The sequence below is a fragment of the uncultured Parolsenella sp. genome, assembly GCF_934660935.1.
Lineage (GTDB): Bacteria > Actinomycetota > Coriobacteriia > Coriobacteriales > Atopobiaceae > Parolsenella.
On record NZ_CAKUIH010000002.1, the window covers coordinates 148,302 to 168,011 of the forward strand.

Annotated in this window: 20 protein-coding genes; all 20 read left to right on the forward strand. The window is 65.8% G+C overall.

Features of this window, described 5'->3' with window-relative positions; genetic code table 11:
• The first annotated feature begins 183 nt into the window (after positions 1-183).
• The 20 genes from ftsZ (at position 184) to Q0H23_RS01755 (ending at position 19,541) form a co-directional block, all read left to right on the forward strand.
• A complete protein-coding gene (gene ftsZ / locus Q0H23_RS01660; protein WP_293835028.1) occupies positions 184-1,296 on the forward strand; it encodes a cell division protein FtsZ in 1,113 nt (370 codons plus the stop codon).
• Complete coding sequence (locus Q0H23_RS01665) at positions 1,296-2,102, forward strand: polyphenol oxidase family protein (RefSeq protein WP_293835031.1); 807 nt, start codon at positions 1,296-1,298, stop codon at positions 2,100-2,102. The genes ftsZ and Q0H23_RS01665 overlap by 1 nt, the downstream gene beginning before the upstream one ends.
• Positions 2,066-2,932: a phosphate ABC transporter substrate-binding protein gene (locus tag Q0H23_RS01670; RefSeq protein ID WP_293835032.1), complete on the forward strand. Its 867-nt coding sequence runs from the start codon at positions 2,066-2,068 to the stop codon at positions 2,930-2,932. Before Q0H23_RS01665 ends, Q0H23_RS01670 begins: the two co-directional genes overlap by 37 nt.
• Positions 2,929-4,899, forward strand: a complete 1,971-nt coding sequence (gene pstA / locus Q0H23_RS01675) for a phosphate ABC transporter permease PstA (protein ID WP_293835033.1) — start codon at positions 2,929-2,931, stop codon at positions 4,897-4,899. The genes Q0H23_RS01670 and pstA overlap by 4 nt, the downstream gene beginning before the upstream one ends.
• A gap of 37 nt (positions 4,900-4,936) precedes the next feature.
• Positions 4,937-5,704 carry a phosphate ABC transporter ATP-binding protein PstB gene (gene pstB, locus Q0H23_RS01680; protein WP_366509934.1) on the forward strand — a complete coding sequence of 256 codons (768 nt, stop codon included), beginning with the start codon at positions 4,937-4,939 and terminating at the stop codon, positions 5,702-5,704.
• Positions 5,705-5,742: 38 nt separating this feature from the next.
• Complete coding sequence (locus Q0H23_RS01685) at positions 5,743-6,606, forward strand: PhoU domain-containing protein (RefSeq protein ID WP_293835035.1); 864 nt, start codon at positions 5,743-5,745, stop codon at positions 6,604-6,606.
• A complete protein-coding gene (locus tag Q0H23_RS01690; protein WP_293835036.1) occupies positions 6,596-7,357 on the forward strand; it encodes a YggS family pyridoxal phosphate-dependent enzyme in 762 nt (253 codons plus the stop codon). Before Q0H23_RS01685 ends, Q0H23_RS01690 begins: the two co-directional genes overlap by 11 nt.
• 50 nt (positions 7,358-7,407) lie before the next feature.
• Complete coding sequence (locus Q0H23_RS01695; protein WP_293835037.1) at positions 7,408-8,196, forward strand: cell division protein SepF; 789 nt, start codon at positions 7,408-7,410, stop codon at positions 8,194-8,196.
• Positions 8,197-8,262: 66 nt separating this feature from the next.
• The gene (gene proC, locus Q0H23_RS01700) at positions 8,263-9,090 is read left to right on the forward strand and encodes a pyrroline-5-carboxylate reductase (protein ID WP_293835038.1); all 828 of its coding nucleotides are present in this window, start codon (positions 8,263-8,265) and stop codon (positions 9,088-9,090) included.
• Between the two features lie 4 nt (positions 9,091-9,094).
• Complete coding sequence (locus Q0H23_RS01705; RefSeq protein ID WP_293815212.1) at positions 9,095-9,373, forward strand: YggT family protein; 279 nt, start codon at positions 9,095-9,097, stop codon at positions 9,371-9,373.
• 7 nt (positions 9,374-9,380) lie between these two features.
• Complete coding sequence (locus Q0H23_RS01710; protein ID WP_293835040.1) at positions 9,381-9,989, forward strand: very short patch repair endonuclease; 609 nt, start codon at positions 9,381-9,383, stop codon at positions 9,987-9,989.
• A gap of 20 nt (positions 9,990-10,009) precedes the next feature.
• Entirely contained in the window at positions 10,010-10,876 is an 867-nt protein-coding gene (locus Q0H23_RS01715) for a metallophosphoesterase (protein WP_293835041.1), read from the forward strand.
• Positions 10,876-12,171 carry an SGNH/GDSL hydrolase family protein gene (locus Q0H23_RS01720; RefSeq protein WP_293835042.1) on the forward strand — a complete coding sequence of 432 codons (1,296 nt, stop codon included), beginning with the start codon at positions 10,876-10,878 and terminating at the stop codon, positions 12,169-12,171. Before Q0H23_RS01715 ends, Q0H23_RS01720 begins: the two co-directional genes overlap by 1 nt.
• A gap of 3 nt (positions 12,172-12,174) precedes the next feature.
• A complete protein-coding gene (locus tag Q0H23_RS01725) occupies positions 12,175-13,329 on the forward strand; it encodes a hypothetical protein (protein ID WP_293835044.1) in 1,155 nt (384 codons plus the stop codon).
• Positions 13,330-13,391: 62 nt separating this feature from the next.
• Positions 13,392-14,624 carry an HD domain-containing protein gene (locus Q0H23_RS01730; protein ID WP_293835047.1) on the forward strand — a complete coding sequence of 411 codons (1,233 nt, stop codon included), beginning with the start codon at positions 13,392-13,394 and terminating at the stop codon, positions 14,622-14,624.
• A 34-nt stretch (positions 14,625-14,658) separates the two neighbouring features.
• Positions 14,659-16,230: a replication-associated recombination protein A gene (locus Q0H23_RS01735; RefSeq protein WP_293835050.1), complete on the forward strand. Its 1,572-nt coding sequence runs from the start codon at positions 14,659-14,661 to the stop codon at positions 16,228-16,230.
• Between the two features lie 80 nt (positions 16,231-16,310).
• A complete protein-coding gene (locus Q0H23_RS01740) occupies positions 16,311-16,958 on the forward strand; it encodes a DUF948 domain-containing protein (RefSeq protein ID WP_293835052.1) in 648 nt (215 codons plus the stop codon).
• Positions 16,959-17,354, forward strand: coding sequence for an ATP-binding protein (locus tag Q0H23_RS01745; RefSeq protein WP_293835054.1), 396 nt, complete (start codon positions 16,959-16,961; stop codon positions 17,352-17,354).
• A complete protein-coding gene (locus tag Q0H23_RS01750; RefSeq protein ID WP_293815231.1) occupies positions 17,347-18,204 on the forward strand; it encodes a SigB/SigF/SigG family RNA polymerase sigma factor in 858 nt (285 codons plus the stop codon). Before Q0H23_RS01745 ends, Q0H23_RS01750 begins: the two co-directional genes overlap by 8 nt.
• Complete coding sequence (locus tag Q0H23_RS01755) at positions 18,201-19,541, forward strand: AI-2E family transporter (RefSeq protein ID WP_293835056.1); 1,341 nt, start codon at positions 18,201-18,203, stop codon at positions 19,539-19,541. The genes Q0H23_RS01750 and Q0H23_RS01755 overlap by 4 nt, the downstream gene beginning before the upstream one ends.
• Positions 19,542-19,710: the final 169 nt, after the last annotated feature.

Sequence of the window (19,710 nt, forward strand, 5' to 3'; positions counted from 1 at the left end):
AAAAACGCCAACGATTTGTTGACAGGGGAGCGCCATATATGACAGTATGTGCCGCTTTACCTTTCGGGTAGAGCTAAACCTGAGCTTGAGAGTTTGAAGAATATGGCTAAACACAGCGCCACTAAGACGGGCCCCGCCCACAGAAGAACGACCACAACAAGCACCGCCACGCAAGGAGGAACCATGAGCGCCACCGATACCCTCAGCAACTACCTCGCCGTCATCAAGGTCGTCGGAGTCGGCGGTGGCGGCACCAACGCCGTCAACCGCATGATCGAGGAGGGCATCCGCGGCGTCGAGTTCGTGGCTGTCAACACCGATGCCCAGGCTCTCGCCATGTCTGACGCGGACGTGAAGGTCCACATCGGTACCGACATCACCAAGGGCCTTGGCGCTGGCGCCAACCCCGAGGTCGGCGCTCAGGCCGCCGAGGACTCCCGTGACGAGATCAAGGCCGCCCTTGCCGGCGCCGACATGGTCTTCATCACCGCGGGCGAGGGTGGCGGCACCGGCACCGGCGCTGCCCCTGTCGTCGCCGACATCGCCAAGAACGACGTGGGCGCCCTCACCATCGCCGTCGTCACCAAGCCGTTCACCTTCGAGGGCCGCAAGCGCACCGCCAGCGCCCTTACCGGCGTCGAGAACCTCTCCGAGAACGTCGACACCCTCATCGTCATTCCGAATGACCGCCTCCTCGACCTCGCCGAGAAGAAGACGACCATGCTCGAGGCCTTCCGCATGGCGGACGACGTCCTGTGCCAGGGCACCCAGGGCATCACGGACCTCATCACCGTCCCGGGCCTCATCAACCTCGACTTCGCCGACGTCTGCACGATCATGCGCGGCTCCGGCACGGCCATGATGGGCATCGGCATGGCCTCTGGCGACAACCGCGCCACCGACGCCGCCCAGGAGGCCATCTCCAGCCGCCTGCTCGAGAGCTCCGTCGACGGCGCCACCCGCGTCCTGCTCTCCATCGCCGGCAACAAGGACCTCGGCATCACCGAGATCTCCGACGCCGCAGACCTCGTCGCTTCCAACGTTGACCCCGAGGCCAACATCATCTTCGGAACCACGGTCGACGAGAGCCTGGGCGATCAGGTCCGCATCACCGTCATCGCCACCGGCTTCGCCGATGCCTCCCAGCAGCCGTCCCTCCTCGGTGACTTCCGCGCTCCCGCTGCGGTCGAGACCCCGGCCCCGGCCCCCGCTGCTGCTCCCGCCCGCCCTGCCGCGAGCACCACGGGCAGCAAGGAGTTCGACATTCCTGACTTCCTGAAGCGTGGCCGCCTGTAATGACGGGCCCTTCGCTCACCCGGTACGTCTCGAACGGCGTGACCCTGCTCGGCGACACCGATCGCCCGGGCGGGGTCACGTTCGCGTTTACCGAGCGTGAGGGTGGAGTCTCAAAAGGCCAGTTCGCTAGCCTGAACCTGGGATCTCGCTGCGGCGATGAGCCGGCAGACGTCGCGGAGAACCGCGCGCGTGCGCTCACCGCCGTGGGGGCCGCGGACATCGCCGGCAACCTCGTGGAGCCCAAGCAGGTCCACGGGGACACTGTGCTTGTCATTCGCGACGCCGCGCCAGACGCTATCGAGGCCGCCCGCGTCGAGGCGCTCGAGGGGGCGGACGCCATTGTCTGCACGGCCCCTGGAGTTCCCGTGCTCCTGTGCTTCGCGGACTGCGTGCCGGTCGTGCTTGCGGTGCCCGGGGCGTTCGCGGTCATCCACTCCGGTTGGCGCGGGACGCTCGCGCGCATCTCCGCCAAGGCCCTCGGCATCCTCTGCCGCGAGGCGAACGCTCGCCCGGACGAGGTCTATGCCTACATTGGCCCGCACATCCTTGGCGAGGACTACGAGGTGTCGCCCGAGCTGCTGCAGACCTTCGTGGATGAGTTTGGTAGCATGGTTCATGCTGCCTCGACGAACTCGAACCTTGACTTGTCCGCAGCCATAGCGTGCGCCCTCGGGGATGCCGGCCTTCCTGCCGCCAACCTCGTGGATTCGTGCGTTTCCACGGCCGCCAACACCGGTCGTTTCTTTTCGTATCGAGCGGAAGGGGGGCTATGCGGTCGTCACGCTGCTATCGCCTACCTCTCGTAACGGCAACGCTCGCCCTTGTGGGCGCGCTCGCGCTCTCGGGTTGCGCGGATTCCTCCGCCTCCGAGACGCTGACCGTCGCGGGTTCCACCACGGTGCTTCCCATCGCCGAGATGGCTGCCGAGGATTTTGAGGCCAACACGGGCACGAACGTGCTCGTGAGCGGTCTTGGTTCCTCTGCCGGCATCGAGGCGGTCTCCAACGGCACTGCGGATATCGCCACCTCGAGCCGCCAGCTTACGGCTGAGGAGTCCGAGCACGAGCTTGTCGAGACGGTCATCGCGCATGACGGCATCGCCGTCATCGTGAGCCCGGAGAACCCGGTCAAGGGTCTCACCACCGAGCAGCTCCGAGACATCTATGCCGGAAAGATCCGCAACTGGAGTGAGGTCGGCGGTCCTGACCTCGCCATTCAGGTCGTGAACCGCGATGAGGCGTCCGGCACTCGCGAGGCGTTCCGCACGATCGTCATGGGCGACGTCTCGTTCGACCGCACCGCCGCGGTTCTCCCCGGCACGGGGCAGGTCCGCGATGTCGTGAGCCGCACGCCCGGTGCCATCGGCTACATCTCCATCGGCTTTGTCGACAATGACTTCGCCAGCACCTCCGTGCGCTCCCTGGCGATCGACGGCGTCGAGGCGACGGAGGAGAACGTCGAGGACGGGTCCTATCCCATCTCGCGTGATCTCTACTTCTTCACCAACGGAGACCCGCAGGGCGCCGCCTATGACTACATCTCCTACGTCCTCTCCGATGCCATGAACGACACCATCCGCGACGCGGGCTACATCCCCGCCCACCAGACGCAGGGAGAGGGGAGTGAGGGCAAGTGAGCGACACCACCAGCGCCCCGTCTCAGCAGCCCGCGAGCCTGAAGCAGGTGACGCGCGCCACGCGCATGAAGGAGACTGCCCTCAAGAACCTCTTCCTCGCCTGCGCGTGCGTTGCGGTCTTGGCCGTCATCCTCATTTTCATCTTCACCTTCTGGAAGGCGATCCCGGTCATCACCCAGATCGGCCTCAAAGACTTCTTCAGTCTCAGCTGGGCTCCCACGGAGGGCCACTACGGCATCCTCGCCCTGCTCGCCGGCTCTGGCATCGTCACGGTGGGCTCCCTTGCCCTTGGCGTGCCCCTTGCCGTGGGCTGCGCGGTCTTCCTGACGGAGATTGCCGGCAAGAAGCTCGCGAGCGTCGTCAGCACCGCCGTTGACCTGCTCGCCGGCGTGCCGTCCGTCGTCTACGGCTTCTTTGGCCTCGTCATCCTCCGCCCGATCGTGGCCAGGCTCACGGGTGGCCTGGGCTTCGGCGCCCTCACGGTCTGGCTCGTGCTCGCCATCATGATCGTGCCCACCATCACCACGCTCACGATGGACGCGCTGCGCTCCATTCCCATGGGCATTCGCGAGGCGAGCTTCGCGATGGGCGCCACGCGCTGGCAGACCATCTACAAGGTCGTCCTTCCCGCGGCGAAGATGGGCATCGTGAACGCCGTGGTCCTCGGCATGGGTCGCGCCATCGGCGAGACGATGGCCGTCCTCATGGTCGTGGGCAACGCGCCCGTCATCCCTGCCGGCATCGCAAGCCCGCTTTCCACGCTCACGAGCCAGGTCGCGCTCGACATGGGCTACTCGAGCGGACTCCACAGGAGCGCCCTGTTTGGCATGGGCTGCGTGCTGTTCATCATCTCCGCGGCGCTCGTGGGCATCGTTCGCAAGATGTCGAGCATGAGGGAGGATGGCCGCGGACGCTCGAAGCATCGTCGTGCCAAGGCCGCGGACCGCGCGGCCGTCGCCGCCGCCGGCATCTCGTTCGACCATCCCGAGGATCCCGCGGAGCACGCGCCCGTGCAGGTCCTCACCGGCGATGACGTCACCCCCGTTACCGGCGTCGTCACGGAGCCCCGAGAGGGCAGCCGCGCCCGTATCAAGCGCCTTCTTGCCCAGGGTTCCTCCTCTGCCGGCGGCTCGAACAAGAACCGCACGAATGACCTCATGATCGGCGTCTTCCGCACCGCGGGCGTCGTCGCGACGGCGGTTCTCGTCCTCATCATCGGCTTCGTTGCCGTGAACGGCCTGCCCGTGATGTCGCTCGACTTCATCTTTGGCTGGCCCGAGGGCGTTAACGCGGAGGGCGGCATCTTCCCGACGATCGTCTCGACCCTCTACGTCACGGCGCTCGCCATGCTCATCTGCGTGCCGATCGCCGTTCTCGCGGCGGTCTATCTCGCGGAGTACGCGAAGCAGGGTCGCCTCGTCACCTTCATCCGCTACGCCGCAGACACGCTCTCGTCCGTCCCGTCCATCGTGATGGGCCTCTTCGGGTACGCGCTCTTCGTCGAGGCGATGGGCTTTGGGCTCTCGATGCTCTCCGCCGCCCTCGCCCTCGCGCTCATGATGCTCCCGATCGTCATGCGCACCACGGAGGAGGCTATTCGCTCGGTGCCTCGCTACATTCGCTGGGGCGCCTACGGTCTCGGCTCCACGAAGTGGCAGGTCGTCTCCAAGATCGTTCTCCCGAGCGCCTTCCCGCGGATCGCCACGGGCATCGTCCTAGCCATCGGCCGCGCCATCGGCGAGACTGCCGTCGTGCTCTACACGATGGGCCAGGCGATCAACCTGCCCCTCACACCGCTTGACTCTGGCCGTCCGATGACCATCCACTTGTACCAGCTTGCCAACGAGGGCATCAACATGCAGGCCGCCTATGGCACTGCCCTTCTGCTCATGGTGATGATCCTGGCCTTTAACTTGTTCGCGCGCTACCTGTCGCGTCGTTCCGCATCGAAGTCGAAGGGAAACTAGCATGACCGTCTATCGCCACGCGCCTGAGAACGGCGGCATGGGCATCCACGTCGAGGACTTTGGCTTCTGGTACGGAGACTTCCACGCGCTCTCCGGCGTCACCATGGATGTCGCGCCCAACAAGATCACGGCCTTCATCGGGCCGTCCGGCTGCGGCAAGTCAACCTTCCTGCGCTGCATGAATCGCATGAATGACCTCATCGAGGGCACTCACACCGCGGGTACCATGTCCCTCGACGGCGCCGACATCTACGCAGAGGGCGTCGACCCGGTCGACCTCCGCCGCCGCGTTGGCATGATCTTCCAGCAGCCCAACCCCTTCCCGAAGTCGATCTACGAGAACGTCGCCTTTGGCCCACGCCTTTTGGGCGTGACTAGCAAAGGCGATCTCGATGACATCGTGGAGGAGTCGCTCAAGCGCTCGAACCTCTGGAAGGAGGTCGCGGACCAGCTCGACAAGAACGGCCTCGCCCTCTCTGGCGGCCAGCAGCAGCGTCTCTGCATCGCGCGCACCCTCGCCGTCCAGCCCGACGTCCTTCTCATGGACGAGCCCTGCAGCGCCATCGACCCGACGAGCGTCCAGCGCGTCGAGGACCTTATGGCCGAGCTCTCGAGCGAGATGACCATCATCATCGTCACCCACAGCATGCAGCAGGCGGCCCGTATCTCTGACTACATGGCCTTCTTCCTGCAGGAGCACGCGGGCGAGCCCGCCGGACTCGTCGAGTACGGCGACACGAACGAGATCTTCAACTCCCCGAGCGACCAGCGCACCGAGGACTACATCACCGGCCGCTTCGGCTGATTGCGACCATCCGGCCCAAAGCACCTGAGGAGGACACCATGCGTGAGGCATTCAATCGCCAGCTCACCGAGCTTCGCCAGGAGCTCGTCTACATCTACGCAAACATCGACCTTCAGCTCCACGAGGCGCTCGATGCCCTTGAGGAGGGCAACAGGGAGAAGGCCAAGGCCGTCAAGGCGGAGACGCGACGGCTCGATGACCGCTGCGCCGCCCTCGAGCAGAAGGCCTTCATGCTCATTGCCACGCAGCAGCCCGTCGCGAGCGACCTTCGTCTCATCCAGTTCGTGATCTACGCGAACTTCAACCTCGCGCGCATGTCCAACCACGTGCGCAACATCGCCAAGACCGCGAAGCGCTGCGCCGGTCGCGACGTCCCCGCGCAGCTCATCGACCTCCTCGTGGGCGAGGGGCACCTCGTCTACGGCGTTCTCTCGAACTGCGTCATGGCCATCGTGAACGAGGACCTGCGCCTCGCGTCCTCGCTGCCCGTTCTCGACGAGCCGGTCGATGACCTTTACAAGCAGTTCTTCAGGCGTCTCTCCACGCTTGGCCCGGACGACGACAAGGATGCGGCGAGCCGCGTCATCATGGCGTCCCGCATGCTCGAGCGCATCTCCGACAACGCCGTCGAGGTGGGCGAGAAGCTCGTCTTCTTGCTCACGGGCAAGCGCCGCAACCTTGATGACCTGCAGGATCTCGACGACGATGACCTCGCCGAGATGTATGCCGCCCGCAGCGCCGGCCTCGTGGCGGACAAGCAGGTCGATGAGGAACTCGTGGGTCAGATTCCCGAGCTCAAGAACGATGGGGCCGTGCCGGCCGCCAAGGCGATCCCCGTCGATGCGCCTGCGGCATCTGCGGCTCCCGTCGCGAAGTCTGAGGGTGAGCGCGATGGCCAGTAGCGAGGACGTCGTCGCGAGTGCCGTGGACCTCGAGCCCGAGGCCACCTACCAAGCCTTCATGGACGAGCGCCATGACCGGATCATGGATCAGATTGCGGAGGCGTGCTCCCGTTCCGGACGCGAACTCTGCGAGGTCACGGCCTTTGCGGTCTCCAAGACGGTTGGACCCCGCGAGGTCGTCGCCGCCATGCGCGCCGGCTGGGACGCATTTGCCGAGAATCGCCCGCAGGAGCTCGTCCGCAAGCTCGACGCTTTTGCGGCCGCTGGCGTGGAGGCCCCCCGCTTCGACATGATCGGCAACCTCCAGAAGAACAAGATCAACCAGGTGCTGGACCGTGCCGAGCGCATTCAGTCGATCTCGAGCCTCGAGCTTGCCCGCGCGGTGTCCGAACGCGCCGTCCGTGCCGGCCTCGTCATGCCGGCGCTGCTTGAGTGCAACGTCAGCGGCGAGGAGAGCAAGGGTGGCTTCTCGCCTGATGAGGTTCGCGAGCAGGCCGAGGAGCTCGTTGGTCTCGAGGGTCTTGCCTTCGAGGGTCTCATGACGATGGCCCCGGCCCATGACCCCGAGGCCGCCCGCGCAACCTTCTCGGGCGCGAGGGAGCTCGCGTGCGACCTGCGCTCGCGCATGGGTCTTCCTCTTCCGGTTCTTTCCTGCGGAATGAGCGATGATTTTGGAATCGCGGTCGAGGAGGGCTCCACCCTCGTTAGACTTGGACGTATAGCGTTTTCCTCCGAGTACGGCCTCAAGTAGGCATACGCGGGGGCGCCACCTCGGCGCCCAGACGAGACATGGGAGACACCATGGGCTTTTTAGACAACATCAAGGACGCAGTCCAGGACCACCTCCGTCCCCAGGACAACCGTCAGGATGACTACTACGAAGACGAGTACGACGACTACGACGAGCCGTATGACGGCGGCGCGGGCTACTACGACGATGTCCCGCAGCGTGGCGATCGCTACGCTGACCGCGGACAGCAGCAGCAAGGCTCCGGTCTCCTCGGCAATCCCTCGCGTCCGGACGCCGACAGCATCAGCGTCTACACGCGTTCCGGCCGTCACCTCTCCGGTGACGATTTCGGTCGCGCCGGCGATGTCTATGGCGCTAATAACGCCTACGGCTCCGACGGCGCATATCGTGCCGCGGATGACTCCTGGCGCAAGGATGACGCCGCTCCTCGCGACTACCTTGGTGCTACGCACGCCGATGAGCCCAGCTCCTTCGTGCCTCCCGCGACTCAGCCCGGCGTCTTTGGCGCTACGGGCAACACTCCTGGTGACGTGGGCCTGACTGCCGTTCCGCGCGTCACGAGTGGCAAGCTTCCGGCTTACGTTCTCAAGCCCACGAGCTATGACGACGTCCAGACCGTTGTTCGTCGCGTCCGCACCAACCAGCCCGTGGTGCTCTCCTTCAAGAACCTCAAGATCGAGGTTGCCAAGCGTATCCTCGACTTCAGCTTTGGCCTTGCCTGTGGCATCGACGGTTCGGTCGAGGAGCTCGGAGACCGCGTCTTCGTCGTGCTTCCGCAGGGCGTCGAGCTCTCCGAGACCGACAGGGCGAAGCTCACCCGCGAGGGTCTCGCCCGCTAGCTTTCCGCGCGCCTGTATTGTCCGGGGCGGTGGCTGCGTGCCGCCGCCCTTATGTTTGGAGTTTGCATGCCTGAGAACAACACCGCCCTTGCGGGCATCACGGTTGGCGTCATCGGTGCCGGTTCGATGGGTGGCGCCATCGCGCGCGGCCTCGTCGAGGCCGGCGCCATCGAGGGCTCCCGCGTCCTCGTCTGCGACCATAACGCCTCCAAGCTCGAGGCCCTCGCCGCCGAGGCGGGCGTGCGCGTGCTCGCCACGTCTGACGCGCTCCTCGCCGAGCATCCCGATGTTGTGGTGCTCGCGGTGAAGCCGCAGGTCCTTGGCGCCCTTCTTGCTCAGAGCGCGTCCGCGCTCGCCGGCTCGCTCGTCGTCTCGATTGCCGCTGGAACGGCGCTCTCGACGCTCGAGGCCGCGCTCCCCGCGTGCCGCGTCGTCCGCGTCATGCCCAACCTGCCCGTCTCCGTGCGCTCTGGCGCGTCCGCCGTTTGCGGTGGCAGCACGGCCACTCCCGCTGACATCGAGCTCGTTCGCGAGATGTTCGCCGCGCTCGGCTCCGCCAAGGTCATGCGCGAGGACCAGCTTGACGCCGAGGGCGCCGTCGTGGGCTGCGCGCCTGCCTACTTTGCCCTCATGGTCGACGCCCTGACGCGCGCCGGCGTTCGCGCTGGTCTGCCTGCCGCCGCCGCTCGCGAGATGGTCAACGCCACGATGCTTGGTGTTGCGGAGAGCCTCGCCAAATCTGGCGAGCACCCCCGTGCCTACATGGAGCGCGTGACCTCGCCTGGTGGCACTACCGCCGCCGCTCTCTTTGAGCTTGAGCCGGCCCTTACCGAGGGCGCCTATGCCGCCGTTGACGCCGCCCTCGCGCGCACGGCCGAGCTGGCGAGGGGTTAGGCGCATGGGTGTTTATCAGGTAGCCCGCGTCATTTCGTCACTGGTCGACTTCTATCAGTGGCTCGTCGTCATCTGGTGCATCATGTCGTGGTTTCCTCGCCGCGACGGCAGCCTCCTCGATGACGTCGCCACGGTGATCAACAGCTTGGTCGAGCCCTACGTGGGCATTTTCCGTCGCTTTGTCCCGCCCATCGGCGGCATGGACTTCTCGCCGATGATCGCCCTCTTCGTGCTCGTCGCTGCCGAGAGGGCGCTCTTCCAGCTCCTGTTCGCGCTCGCCTAGGACACGCATGACCTCGCTCGCTACGCGCCATGTCATGCAGGCGAATAAGTCGAAGAACACGAAGCCCGAGCTCAAGGTTCGTGCGGCTCTTCGCGAGGCGGGCCTTGGCGGTTATAGGCTCCACTGGAAGGCCGCTCCCGGCAAGCCCGACGTGTCCTATCCGGGCAAGCACGTCGCCATCTTCGTGAACGGCTGCTTCTGGCATCGCTGCCCTTTCTGCTCGACGCGCTCGCCCAAGAGCAACGTCGAGTTCTGGGAGGAGAAGTTCGCGCGTAACCGCGCCCGCGACGAGCGTGACGTAGACGAGCTCGTTCGCGCCGGATGGACGGTCCTCGTGGTCTGGGAGTGCCGCCTCAAGCGCGCTTGGGCGGAGGCGACGCTTGCCGAGCTTGTCCGTGAGGTGCGGCTTGCCGGCGTGGGTGCCGCGCGCCCGCGTGCGGGCATATCCCCTGCCTCGAGCGAGGACGTGCGCCCGAACCTCGTCTGGCCACGTGGCGGTTCTGTGATAGTTATCGGCGCTCGCTCCACGCGTAGGCGTGTTCTCGCAGCTAGAAAGGTTCGCATGCGTCATAGTGGAAAGGGTGGTCCGCGAAGGGTCCGCCCGCGTCGCCGCTAGCAAGTTTGGAGGAGGCGAGCATGTCGATCTACGTCACATCCGATATCCACGGCCACGTCCACGCGTTGGACGAGGCACTTAATGCCGCCGCTCCCGGTGACGGTGACGTCGTCTACGTGCTCGGTGACCTGGTCGATCGCGGTCCAGACCCCCTTGGTGTCATCTCGCTCGTACGCTCGATTCCTGACGTGCGCGTTCTCCTGGGAAACCACGAGCGACTTATGCTCAATGCCATCGCCGCGACGGGAGATCCCGTCGACGGCGAGTTCTCGACCGCCTGCCTCGACTCCTCGAACTTCGTCGACTGGCTGAACTGGGTGCAGAACGGCGGGTCCGCGACGGCCTCCCAGCTCGAGGCCCTCGATGCCGAGAGGTACGCGGAGGTGCTTGCCTGGGTCGCGGGGCTTCCGCTCTATGACGTGGTGCGCGCCGGCGAGCGAGACTACATCCTCACGCATGCCGGCATCAACAGCGCGGACTCGCAGGCCTGGCGTGCGGACAACCCCGAGGCCGATCTCTCTGACCACACGGTGCTCGAGAACTACCTCGACCAGCGCGACGAGGAGGAGCTCCTCTGGGTGCGTGACTGGTTCTGGGGCATGCCCACCGGCCTCGTGGACTCCCAGGGCGTGGGCCCCATCGTCGTCGCTGGCCATACGCCTTCGATTTACCTTTCCCGCCACTCTGACGACATGACTTCAGACTTCATGACGGAGGATGGTCGCGGGAAGATCGTCGAGCTCGGCGCCCGGCCCGAGACGGGCGGTGTCGCGGACCGCATCGATATCGACTGCGCCGCCGCTGCGGGCTGGCCCGTCGGCCGCGTCGGCATCCTGCGCCTCGACGATCGCAAGGCCTGGTATGCAGACGTGAGGGAGGGGGAGTAGTGGAGGCCGCTCGCGTCCGTGCTGCCAATGCCTCCGAGGTCGTCTGTGCCGCGTGGGCATCGAAGCTTGTCCGTGGCGCCGCATGGCTCGAGGACGTGGGTGCCAAGTGGGTGCGCCCGCATCGCTTCTGGCCCGAGCAGGAGCGTGCGCTCGGTAGCTGCGCCGCATGGTATCCCGGCATCTATCGGCAGATGGCGCCGTGTTGTGCGGGCGTCCGTCTCGAGTTCGAGACAGACGCGAGCGAGCTCGTCCTCGAGATCGCCCTCGATGCGGAGCCCGCGGCGACGTCTCGCGTGCTTGCGGGTGTTGCCGAGAAGGGCCTCCTCGCCCCGGGCGCGCATGACGCGCTTGCGGTCGACGTCGATGGGAAGCGTCTCGCGGACGTTCCGCTCGACGGGGTCGAGCCGCCTGCCGAGCATGGGGCTCGCGGCGGTGAGGTCGCCTTCGAGCTCACTGCCGGTGCCGCCTCGGGCGACCTTCTCCAGCTCCCGGGCTTTGCGGATGCGAGCCGCGTCTGCGTGTGGCTTCCCGCCCTGAGGGGAGCTAGGCTTGGCCGTGTCCGCGGAAACGGCACCTTCCTGCGTCCGGTGGAGCGTGACGTGTCCGCCCGCCGCCTCCTCGTTCTCGGCGACTCCGTGGCCCAGGGCTTCGTGTGTGACTCTCCCGCAGCCTCTTGGCCCGCCATCGTCGCCCGCGAGCGTGGCCTTGACCTCGTGAACCAGAGCGTCGGCGGCCAAGTCTTCCAGTCGAGCGCCCTCGTGGGCCTCGACCGCCTTGACGCCCCGGATGTCGTGATCGTGGCGCTGGGGGCAAACTACAGCTACGGCCGGGCCTCCGTCGCGGTCGTTTCCCGCGAGGTCACCGAGTACCTTTCGCACGTTGACGCGCTCTGGCCGGATGCCTCGCTTCTCGTCATGGTTCCGCCTGCTGGGGGAAAGACGTCCGTGCCTGGTAGCTGCTATCCTTTCATCGACAAAATCATCGGCGACGCCGTCGCTCGCGTGCGCGCCCGTCGCGTCTCTGAGGGGCGCGCCGCGGTGTATGAGGTCGTGCAGCCGGAGCTTGGCGAAGAGCTCCTTTCTGACGCGGATGGCCACCCAACGGCGGAGGGCGCCCAAATCCTTGCGGACTTCGTCGACGCCCGCCTCGACGAGTCGCTCGAATGCACTTGCCTGCGCGACTTTGGCCAGTTCGGCCGTTGTGGCGCCTGCCTTGGTACGGCTGCAACCCCAGAAGATGCCATCGCGGGTGAGCAAGACGATGACCCCGCGGACTCGATTGAAGACGAGGAGTAACCCATGACCGAGAATGCCACCAGGAACCCCATTGCCTCTCTGGCCAGCGAGGCCTTTGCCCATGAATACGCTCGTCTCCTTCAGGATTCCGGGGACGTCTCTCGCGACCTCGCCCGGGCCGAGAACTACCTCGCGAGCACCCGCGCGGGCCTCGGTGACGAGCCTGTTGCCTGGTCGAGCGAGCCCGTCTTCGTTGACGGCAACGGCCTGGAGCGGCTCGAGACCTTCTCCAACATCGCCTATTCCGTCCTCGACAAGGCATTGCGCGCCTTTCGCAACAACGCCGACTTTCGTGCCCTGTTTGGCATGGACGCCGCGACGGAGCGCCTGTGCTGCCTCGATACCGGCTATGAGTGCCAGGCGCCCATCGTGCGCTTCGACATCGCCTTTGGCGACGGTGGCGCTGCCCAGCTCTTCAACGTGGCGACTGCCGCGGCGAGGGGTGTCGTTGGCGCTGACGAGGTGACGCGCGCCTGGAGGCGCTCCAGCATCTTTACCGAGTTCGAGTGTCGTCACCAGACCTTGTCCGCCTTCGACCTCACCGAGGCGTGCGTCGACTCCGTGCTCGACGTCTACCGCGCCTGGGCGGGCCCGGGCTTCCCGGACACCAACCCCGGCGACGACTACACCTACGGCGATGAGACGATGAGCCTCTCCATCGTGGGCGACCGCGCAAACACTGACATGAACGAGATCGAGCGCTTCATCACGCTCTTCCGTGACCGTGGCGTGCACGCGCGCTTCGCCGACGTCTCCGAGCTTTCGATTCGAGAGGTGCGTCCGGGCCGCGTCCGCCTCGTCGACGGTGACGGCCCCATCGCCTGCGTTTGGCGCCGCGTCGACCTCGGGAGGATTCTCGAGATTGGTGGAGCGGGCCTCGACGCGCTTGTCCAGGCGGCGGAGCGCAACGTCGCCTGTCTCGTGGGTGGCATGCGCACCTGGCCGCTGGCGTCTCCCCAGTTCGTCTCCGCTCTCACGAGCGAGGCCTTCTCCCGTGAGCTCTCCTCGAGCGAACTCGAGCTCGTGAGGGGCTTTGCCTCCTGGAGCGATGCGGCGGAGCATGGCTGCGACACGCTGAACGTCTTCGTCTTCAATGGCCACTTTGCCGGCATAAGCGTCGAGACCGACGGGCTCCGTCGTCCCTGCTACCTCGTCTAGGATTAGTGTCCGCGGCGTGGTGTAGAGTGGGGGGTGTCATCGACGACACCTCTGGAGGAGCCATGTCCAGTCGCATCAATCTCTGCGCGCCCACGCTGAGGGAGACCCTCTCGAGCGAGGTCGCCGCCGCCGTGCTCGAGCAGCGCTCGCACGGGGGCATGAGTCCCTACGCCACTCCCAACGAGGCGGCCGTGCGCCGTCGCGATGACGCACGCGACCGCGACGGCGCGGAGCGCCCGGCCTTCATCCGTGATTCGGAGAAGATCATCCACCTGCCTGCCTATAACCGCCTGGCGGGCAAGACGCAGGTCTACTCGCTGCGCGCCAACGATGACATCTCGCGTCGTGGCCTCCACGTGCAGCTCGTGAGCCGCGTTGCGAGGGACATAGGCCTCTCCCTCGGCCTCAACCTCGACCTCATCGAGGCGATCGCCCTCGGCCACGATGTCGGCCACACGCCGTTCGGCCATGCCGGCGAGCGCTTCCTGAATGACGCCTACCATGCGCGCACGGGCCGCTGGTTTTTCCATAACGTCCAGAGCGTGCGCGTTCTCGATGTCCTCTCCGGGCGTAACCTCGCCCTCCAGACGCTCGATGGCGTAATCTGCCACAACGGCGAGTGCGAGCGCCAGGTGTTCGAGACGAGCGACCTCTCGAGCTTCGATGACCTTGATGCCGTGGTCTCCGGCTGTTGGAAGACGGGGGAGGGCGCCATCGGCCATCTCCGTCCCATGACGCTCGAGGGGTGCGTCGTCCGTGTGAGCGACATCATCGCCTATGTGGGCAAAGACCGCCAGGACGCCATCGCCGCTGGCTTCGTGACGGAGGATTCCTTCGACGATGGCCTTGGGGGTGCCTATAACTCGTGGGCTCTCGGTGCCTTCATCACGGACGTCATCGAGCATAGCTTTGGCCGCAACCGCATCGAGATGAGCGAGGAGGCCTTCGCGGAGATGCGCCGCGCCAAGCGGGAGAACTTCGAGAAGATATACAACGCGAGCGAGCTCAACGGCGAGCGCGCGGAGGAAATCTCCGCGCTCTTCGCCCGCGTGTACGATCGTATGCTCGGTGACCTGCGTGCCGGTGACGAGTCGAGCCCGATCTTCCGGCACCATATCGTCGACGTCGAGCGAGCCCTGTCATACTACGGCCAGACCTATCGCTGGCAGGACGACCTCGACCTCACGGTGGTCGACTACATCTCCAGCATGACGGATGACTACTTCGTTGCCCTCGCGCAGAACCTCTTCCCCGAGTCCGAGGCCCTGTTCCGCCGTCGCGGCTACTTCTGCTAGCTCACGCCGCCGGCTACGTCATACAATCGGACCCATGGATACTCTTTTTTCAGAAGTTGAGCGCTACAAGCGCAACATGAACGCGCCCCTGGCGGTTCGCATGCGCCCCCAGACCCTCGCGGATTACGTGGGCCAGGAGCAGGCTGTCGGCCCGGACTCATGGCTGCGCCGCGCCATCGAGCATGACGTCCTCTCGAGCGTCCTGCTCTACGGCCCCGCCGGCACCGGCAAGACGACGCTCGCGCGCATCATCGCCAACACCACTCACGCGGAGTTCGTCGAGGTCTCGGCGATCACGGGGACGGTCAAGGACCTCCGTCGCGAGATCGAGGCGGCGGAGTCCCGCCTCATGACGCGCGGCCTGCGCACGATACTCTTCGTGGACGAGATCCACCGCTTCAACCGCTCCCAGCAGGACGCCCTGCTCCATGCGGTCGAGGATCGCATCGTCATCCTGGTGGGTGCCACCACCGAGAACCCCTACTTCGAGGTGAACTCCGCCCTCATCTCGCGCAGTCGCGTGGTCGAGCTGATTCCGCTCGATGACTCCGCGATCGGCCTTCTGGTGGACCGCGCCCTCGCGTCCGAGCACGGCCTGCGCGGCCTGTTCTCCCTCGATGACGATGCTCGCGCGGAGATTGTGCAGCTTGCCGGTGGAGACGCGCGCTCCGCCCTGACCACGCTCGAGCTCGCGAGCCAGATGGCACTTCCCGCGGGAGCGAAGGTCACGCCCGAGGGGGAGATCCTCCTCGAGGGTGGTTCCATGCTCGCGCGAGACGCCGGTGACCCCGGGGAGGCGCCTCTCCGCATTACCCGCGAGAACGTGACCGAGGCAAATCCCCGCCGTGGGCTTCCCTATGACAAGTCCGGCGACATGCACTACGACATCATCTCCGCCTTCATCAAGTCGATGCGCGGCAGCGACCCGGATGCCGTCCTCTACTGGCTCGCCCGCATGATCGACGCGGGGGAGGACCCGAAGTTCATCGCCCGCCGCATCATGATCCACGCGAGCGAGGACGTGGGCAACGCGGACCCGCAGGCGATTCTCGTGGCGGAGGCCGCCTTCAAGAGCGCCGAGGTCATTGGCTATCCGGAGTGCCGGATTAACCTCGCCCAGGCGGCGCTCTACGTGTGCCTCGCGCCTAAGAGCAACGCCTGCGAGGCGGGTATCGATGCCGCGCTCGCCGAGGTCCGCCACGGGCCGCGCCGCGAGGTGCCCAATCACCTGCGCGACCGTCACCGCCCGGGCTCGGATTCCTATGGACCCTACCTCTACCCGCATAACTATCCGGAGGGGTGGGTCGAGCAGCAGTACCTGCCGGACGGTCTCGAGCGTGGCCAGTTCTTTAGCCCGAGCGGTCGCGGCTGGGAGGCCTGGCGCCTCGACGTCACGTCTTCCGGTCGAACGGGGGCGACGCCGCGCGAGGTGGAGGTTCCGCCCGCGTCTGCCGAGGATGGCCTGGTCGCATCGGCGCCCCGGGCGCCCGAACCTGCCGCACCGGCACCCCAGGCTGCTGTCGCCGCTGCGCCTGAGCCCATGTCGCCCGAGGCAGGCCATGCGTCTGCGCCAGAGTCCCAAACCCAAGACGCCGCCGAGGAGTAGTCCGCGCGCGGACGGGTAGAATGTCCCCTAGCCATTGCACGCCCGCGCAGACGGGCGCACCCAACTCGTGAGGAGCCACGATGTCCACTGAAGGATTTGCTCTTGACCCCATGACGATCGCGCTCATTGTTCTTGTCATCGCCGGTGTTTGGGCCGTGGTCGAGCTCGCGCTCACGCTACGCCAGACCCGCAAGAGCGTCTCTGAGCTCACGGATTCCGTGAACGAGACGATCGCGGACATCCGCCCCGTCGTCGCCAAGCTCGATGGTGTCGCCGACGAGCTGCCGGCTGCCGCCAAGCAGATCGAGCCCATCCTCGAGAAGGCCTCCACCACGGTCGACCTCATCAACGTTGACCTCGTTCGCGTCGAGGGCATCCTCTCTGACGTCAACACCGTGACTGACACGGGCGCGCGTGCCACCGGCGCCGTCAGTGGTGCCGTCGAGTCCGTCGTCACGGGCGTCGCCGGTGCGCTGGGTAAGGTCGCCGGCAAGGTTTCCGGCCGCACCAGCGCCAAGATCTCCGCTCCTGCCGCCACCGGCGCGCTCGATGCCCCGGCTCCCGCAGAGCCCGTGAACGTCGAGAGGGTCTCTGGTGACGAGGGCTACTTCACCTATCCTTCCGCTCCCGCCGATGATGTCCCGGTGGAGCAGGTCCCGTCCGTTTCCGATGATGCCTCCTGCGAGGCGCCGGCAGAGCCCTCCGCGGCCGCCGAGAAGGCTGAGTAGATGATGGCAACGACAGAAGAAGAGCAGCAGATGCCCGTTTCCCTTTCCGTTCCCGCGAGCGCCTCATTCGCGCGTCCCGTGCGCATGCTCGCCGCGAACCTCGCCGTGCTCGCCGGCCTTTCCGTCGACGGCGTCGAAGACGTCCGCATGGCCGCCGAGGAGGCCTTCGTGTGGTGCTGCGCCACCAAGCCCGAGGCCTGCGAGGTCAGCTTTGACGCGAGCGGAGACGCCCTCACCATGACCTTTGCCCTTGGCGAGGCCGAGCCGGAGGATGACCAGATCACTACGTATGCGGAGCTCATCCTTACCGCCGTCTGTGACGAGTGCGAGCTCGATGACGAGGCGCACACGCTTTCGCTCACGCTCCAGAAGAATGTGGATGCCCTTGATGCCTAGTGACTCCAGAGAGCTTACGAGCGAGCAGCGAGCCCAGGCGCGTCGCGAGGCTGCCGCCGCCGTGCGTGACCTGCCTGCCACCCCAAAGGGCAAGCTGGCTTGGGACAAGGAACGCACTCGTGAGCTATTCCGCCTTTATAAGGAGGAGGGAGACGAGGACGCCCGAGACGAGCTCATCATGAGTCACCTCAACCTCGTTCGCTTCCTCTCCGCAAAATTCAAGAACAGGGGAGAGCCCCTCGATGACCTCGTCCAGGTGGGCACGATCGGTCTTATCAAGGCGATCGACCGCTTCGACCCCGAGCGTGGCCTCGAGTTCACCACCTATGCCACGCCCACCATCCTGGGAGAGATCAAGCGTCACTTCCGCGACAAGGGCTGGAGCGTCCGCGTGCCGAGGCGTCTGCAGGAGCTCTCTGCCAAGGTCAACCTGGTGACAGATGAGCTCACGAAGGAGCTCCAGCGCTCGCCTTCGACCGAGGAGGTCGCTTCTCGCCTTGGCGTGAGCGTCGACGAGGTCCTTGAGGCGATGGAGTCCTCGAGTGCCTATAGCTCCGTGCCCCTCGAGGGTGGGAACAACGAGGACGAGGACGCCCCCGCCGTCATCGACCACTACGCGAGCGTCGACCAAGACCTCGCCGCCTCGGATGACCGCATGGTCATTGAGGACACGATTCGCGAGTTCTCTCCGCGCGAGCAGGAAGTCGTCCGCATGCGCTTCGACGAGGGCCTTACGCAGGTCGAGATAGCCAAGCGCCTGGGAATCTCCCAGGTCCAGGTGAGTCGTCTTCTGCGTCGCACGCTCAAGAAGCTCCAGGACAAGATCGACCCGGAAGGCCTTATGCGATGAGCCTACAGAAACTAACCTCCGAGGAGCGAGAGGAGTCTTATCGCTCCGCGAGGCTCGTTGCCGTACGCGCGTGGGCATTCATCGGCTGTGCCATTGCGTTTGCCATCATCCTTGCGGTCCTCGGGCGTGTGAGCTCTGCGGTCATCTGCCTCTCCGTCGGCGCCATCGTGGGGTTCATCTGCAGCTCGATCACCAACTGGTTCGAGCGCCATGGCGTTAGCAGGGGCATTGGCGCCCTGCTCTCGCTCGTATTGGTCATCGGCGTGGTCCTCGCATTCCTCATCTGGCTGGTGCCGCTGTTCGTCGGCCAGCTGAGCCAGATGCTCGACCGCGTTCCCTCGCTGTTCGCGCAGTCCCAGGAGTTCGTGCAGCATCTCTTCTCTTCCTACGGCTCCGCCGAGACCACGGACTTCCAGGCCAACGTCCAGTCCCTGCTCGTCGGGCTTACCGATGTGGGCACCACGCTCGTGAGCAAGCTCGCTGGCTGGCTTTCCCGGGCGTTCGTTCCCAACGTCATGAGCCTCGTGAATACCATTGTGATGTCGTTCCTCGGCCTCTTCATGGCCTATTGGTTTGCGAAGGACTATCCGCTGATCATGCGCGAGCTCGGCGTCATCGCGGGACCCCGCCACGCCGAGGACCTCGCGCTCCTCGTCGCGGTCCTCGGGCGCTCCGTCGGCGGCTACATGCGCGGCATCGTGGTCACGAGCATCATCGACGGCGTCTTGGCCTACATCGGGTTCACGATCTGCGGCAACCCCTATCCTGGCCTGATGGCCCTCGTCGCGGGAGTCCTGCATTTCGTCCCCGTCATCGGTCCCTTCACGGCCTCGTTCCTCGCCGCGCTTGTCGGCCTTCTCGTGAATCCCGTGGTCGCCTTCTGGTCATTCGTGCTTTCTGACATGGCGCAGAACTTCACGGATAACGTCCTGAGCCCCCTCGTGATGCGCAGTGCCGTCAAGATCCATCCCGCCATGAGCCTCATCGGCGTCACCGTGGGCGCGAGCCTCGGCGGGGCGCTGGGCATGGCTCTGGCCGTGCCGCTCACCGCCGCCGTCAAGGGCGCCTTCATCTACTTCTTCGAGAACAAGACGGGCAGGCAGCTCGTGAGCTGGGAGGGCGCCTTCTTCAAGGGCACGCCCTTCCATCACCCGGATGGCACGCCGGTGCCCTCGTTCGATGCCCTCGACGATGACTCCTTCCTCGAGAGGTCCCTCATCATCGATCCCAGCACCATGGATGGGGTGGAGGCGGAGGAGCGTCCTGACGCGGAGAAACCCATCCTCGCGGAGACCCTCCGCCAGCAGCTCGAGGAGTTCAAGCGCCTGCGCAAGTAGCACGTCGGATGATGCGGGCGTTCGCGCGTCACGTGCGCGGGGAGCGGCGCGGCAGATGCGCTCAATCGAATCTTGTGAAGGGTCGGGGCTCAGCTCAGGCCCTTCGTCGTTTCCATTCATCCGCGTAGCCGCTCGCGGTATACTTACGAGCTGTATGCGCTGACACCAC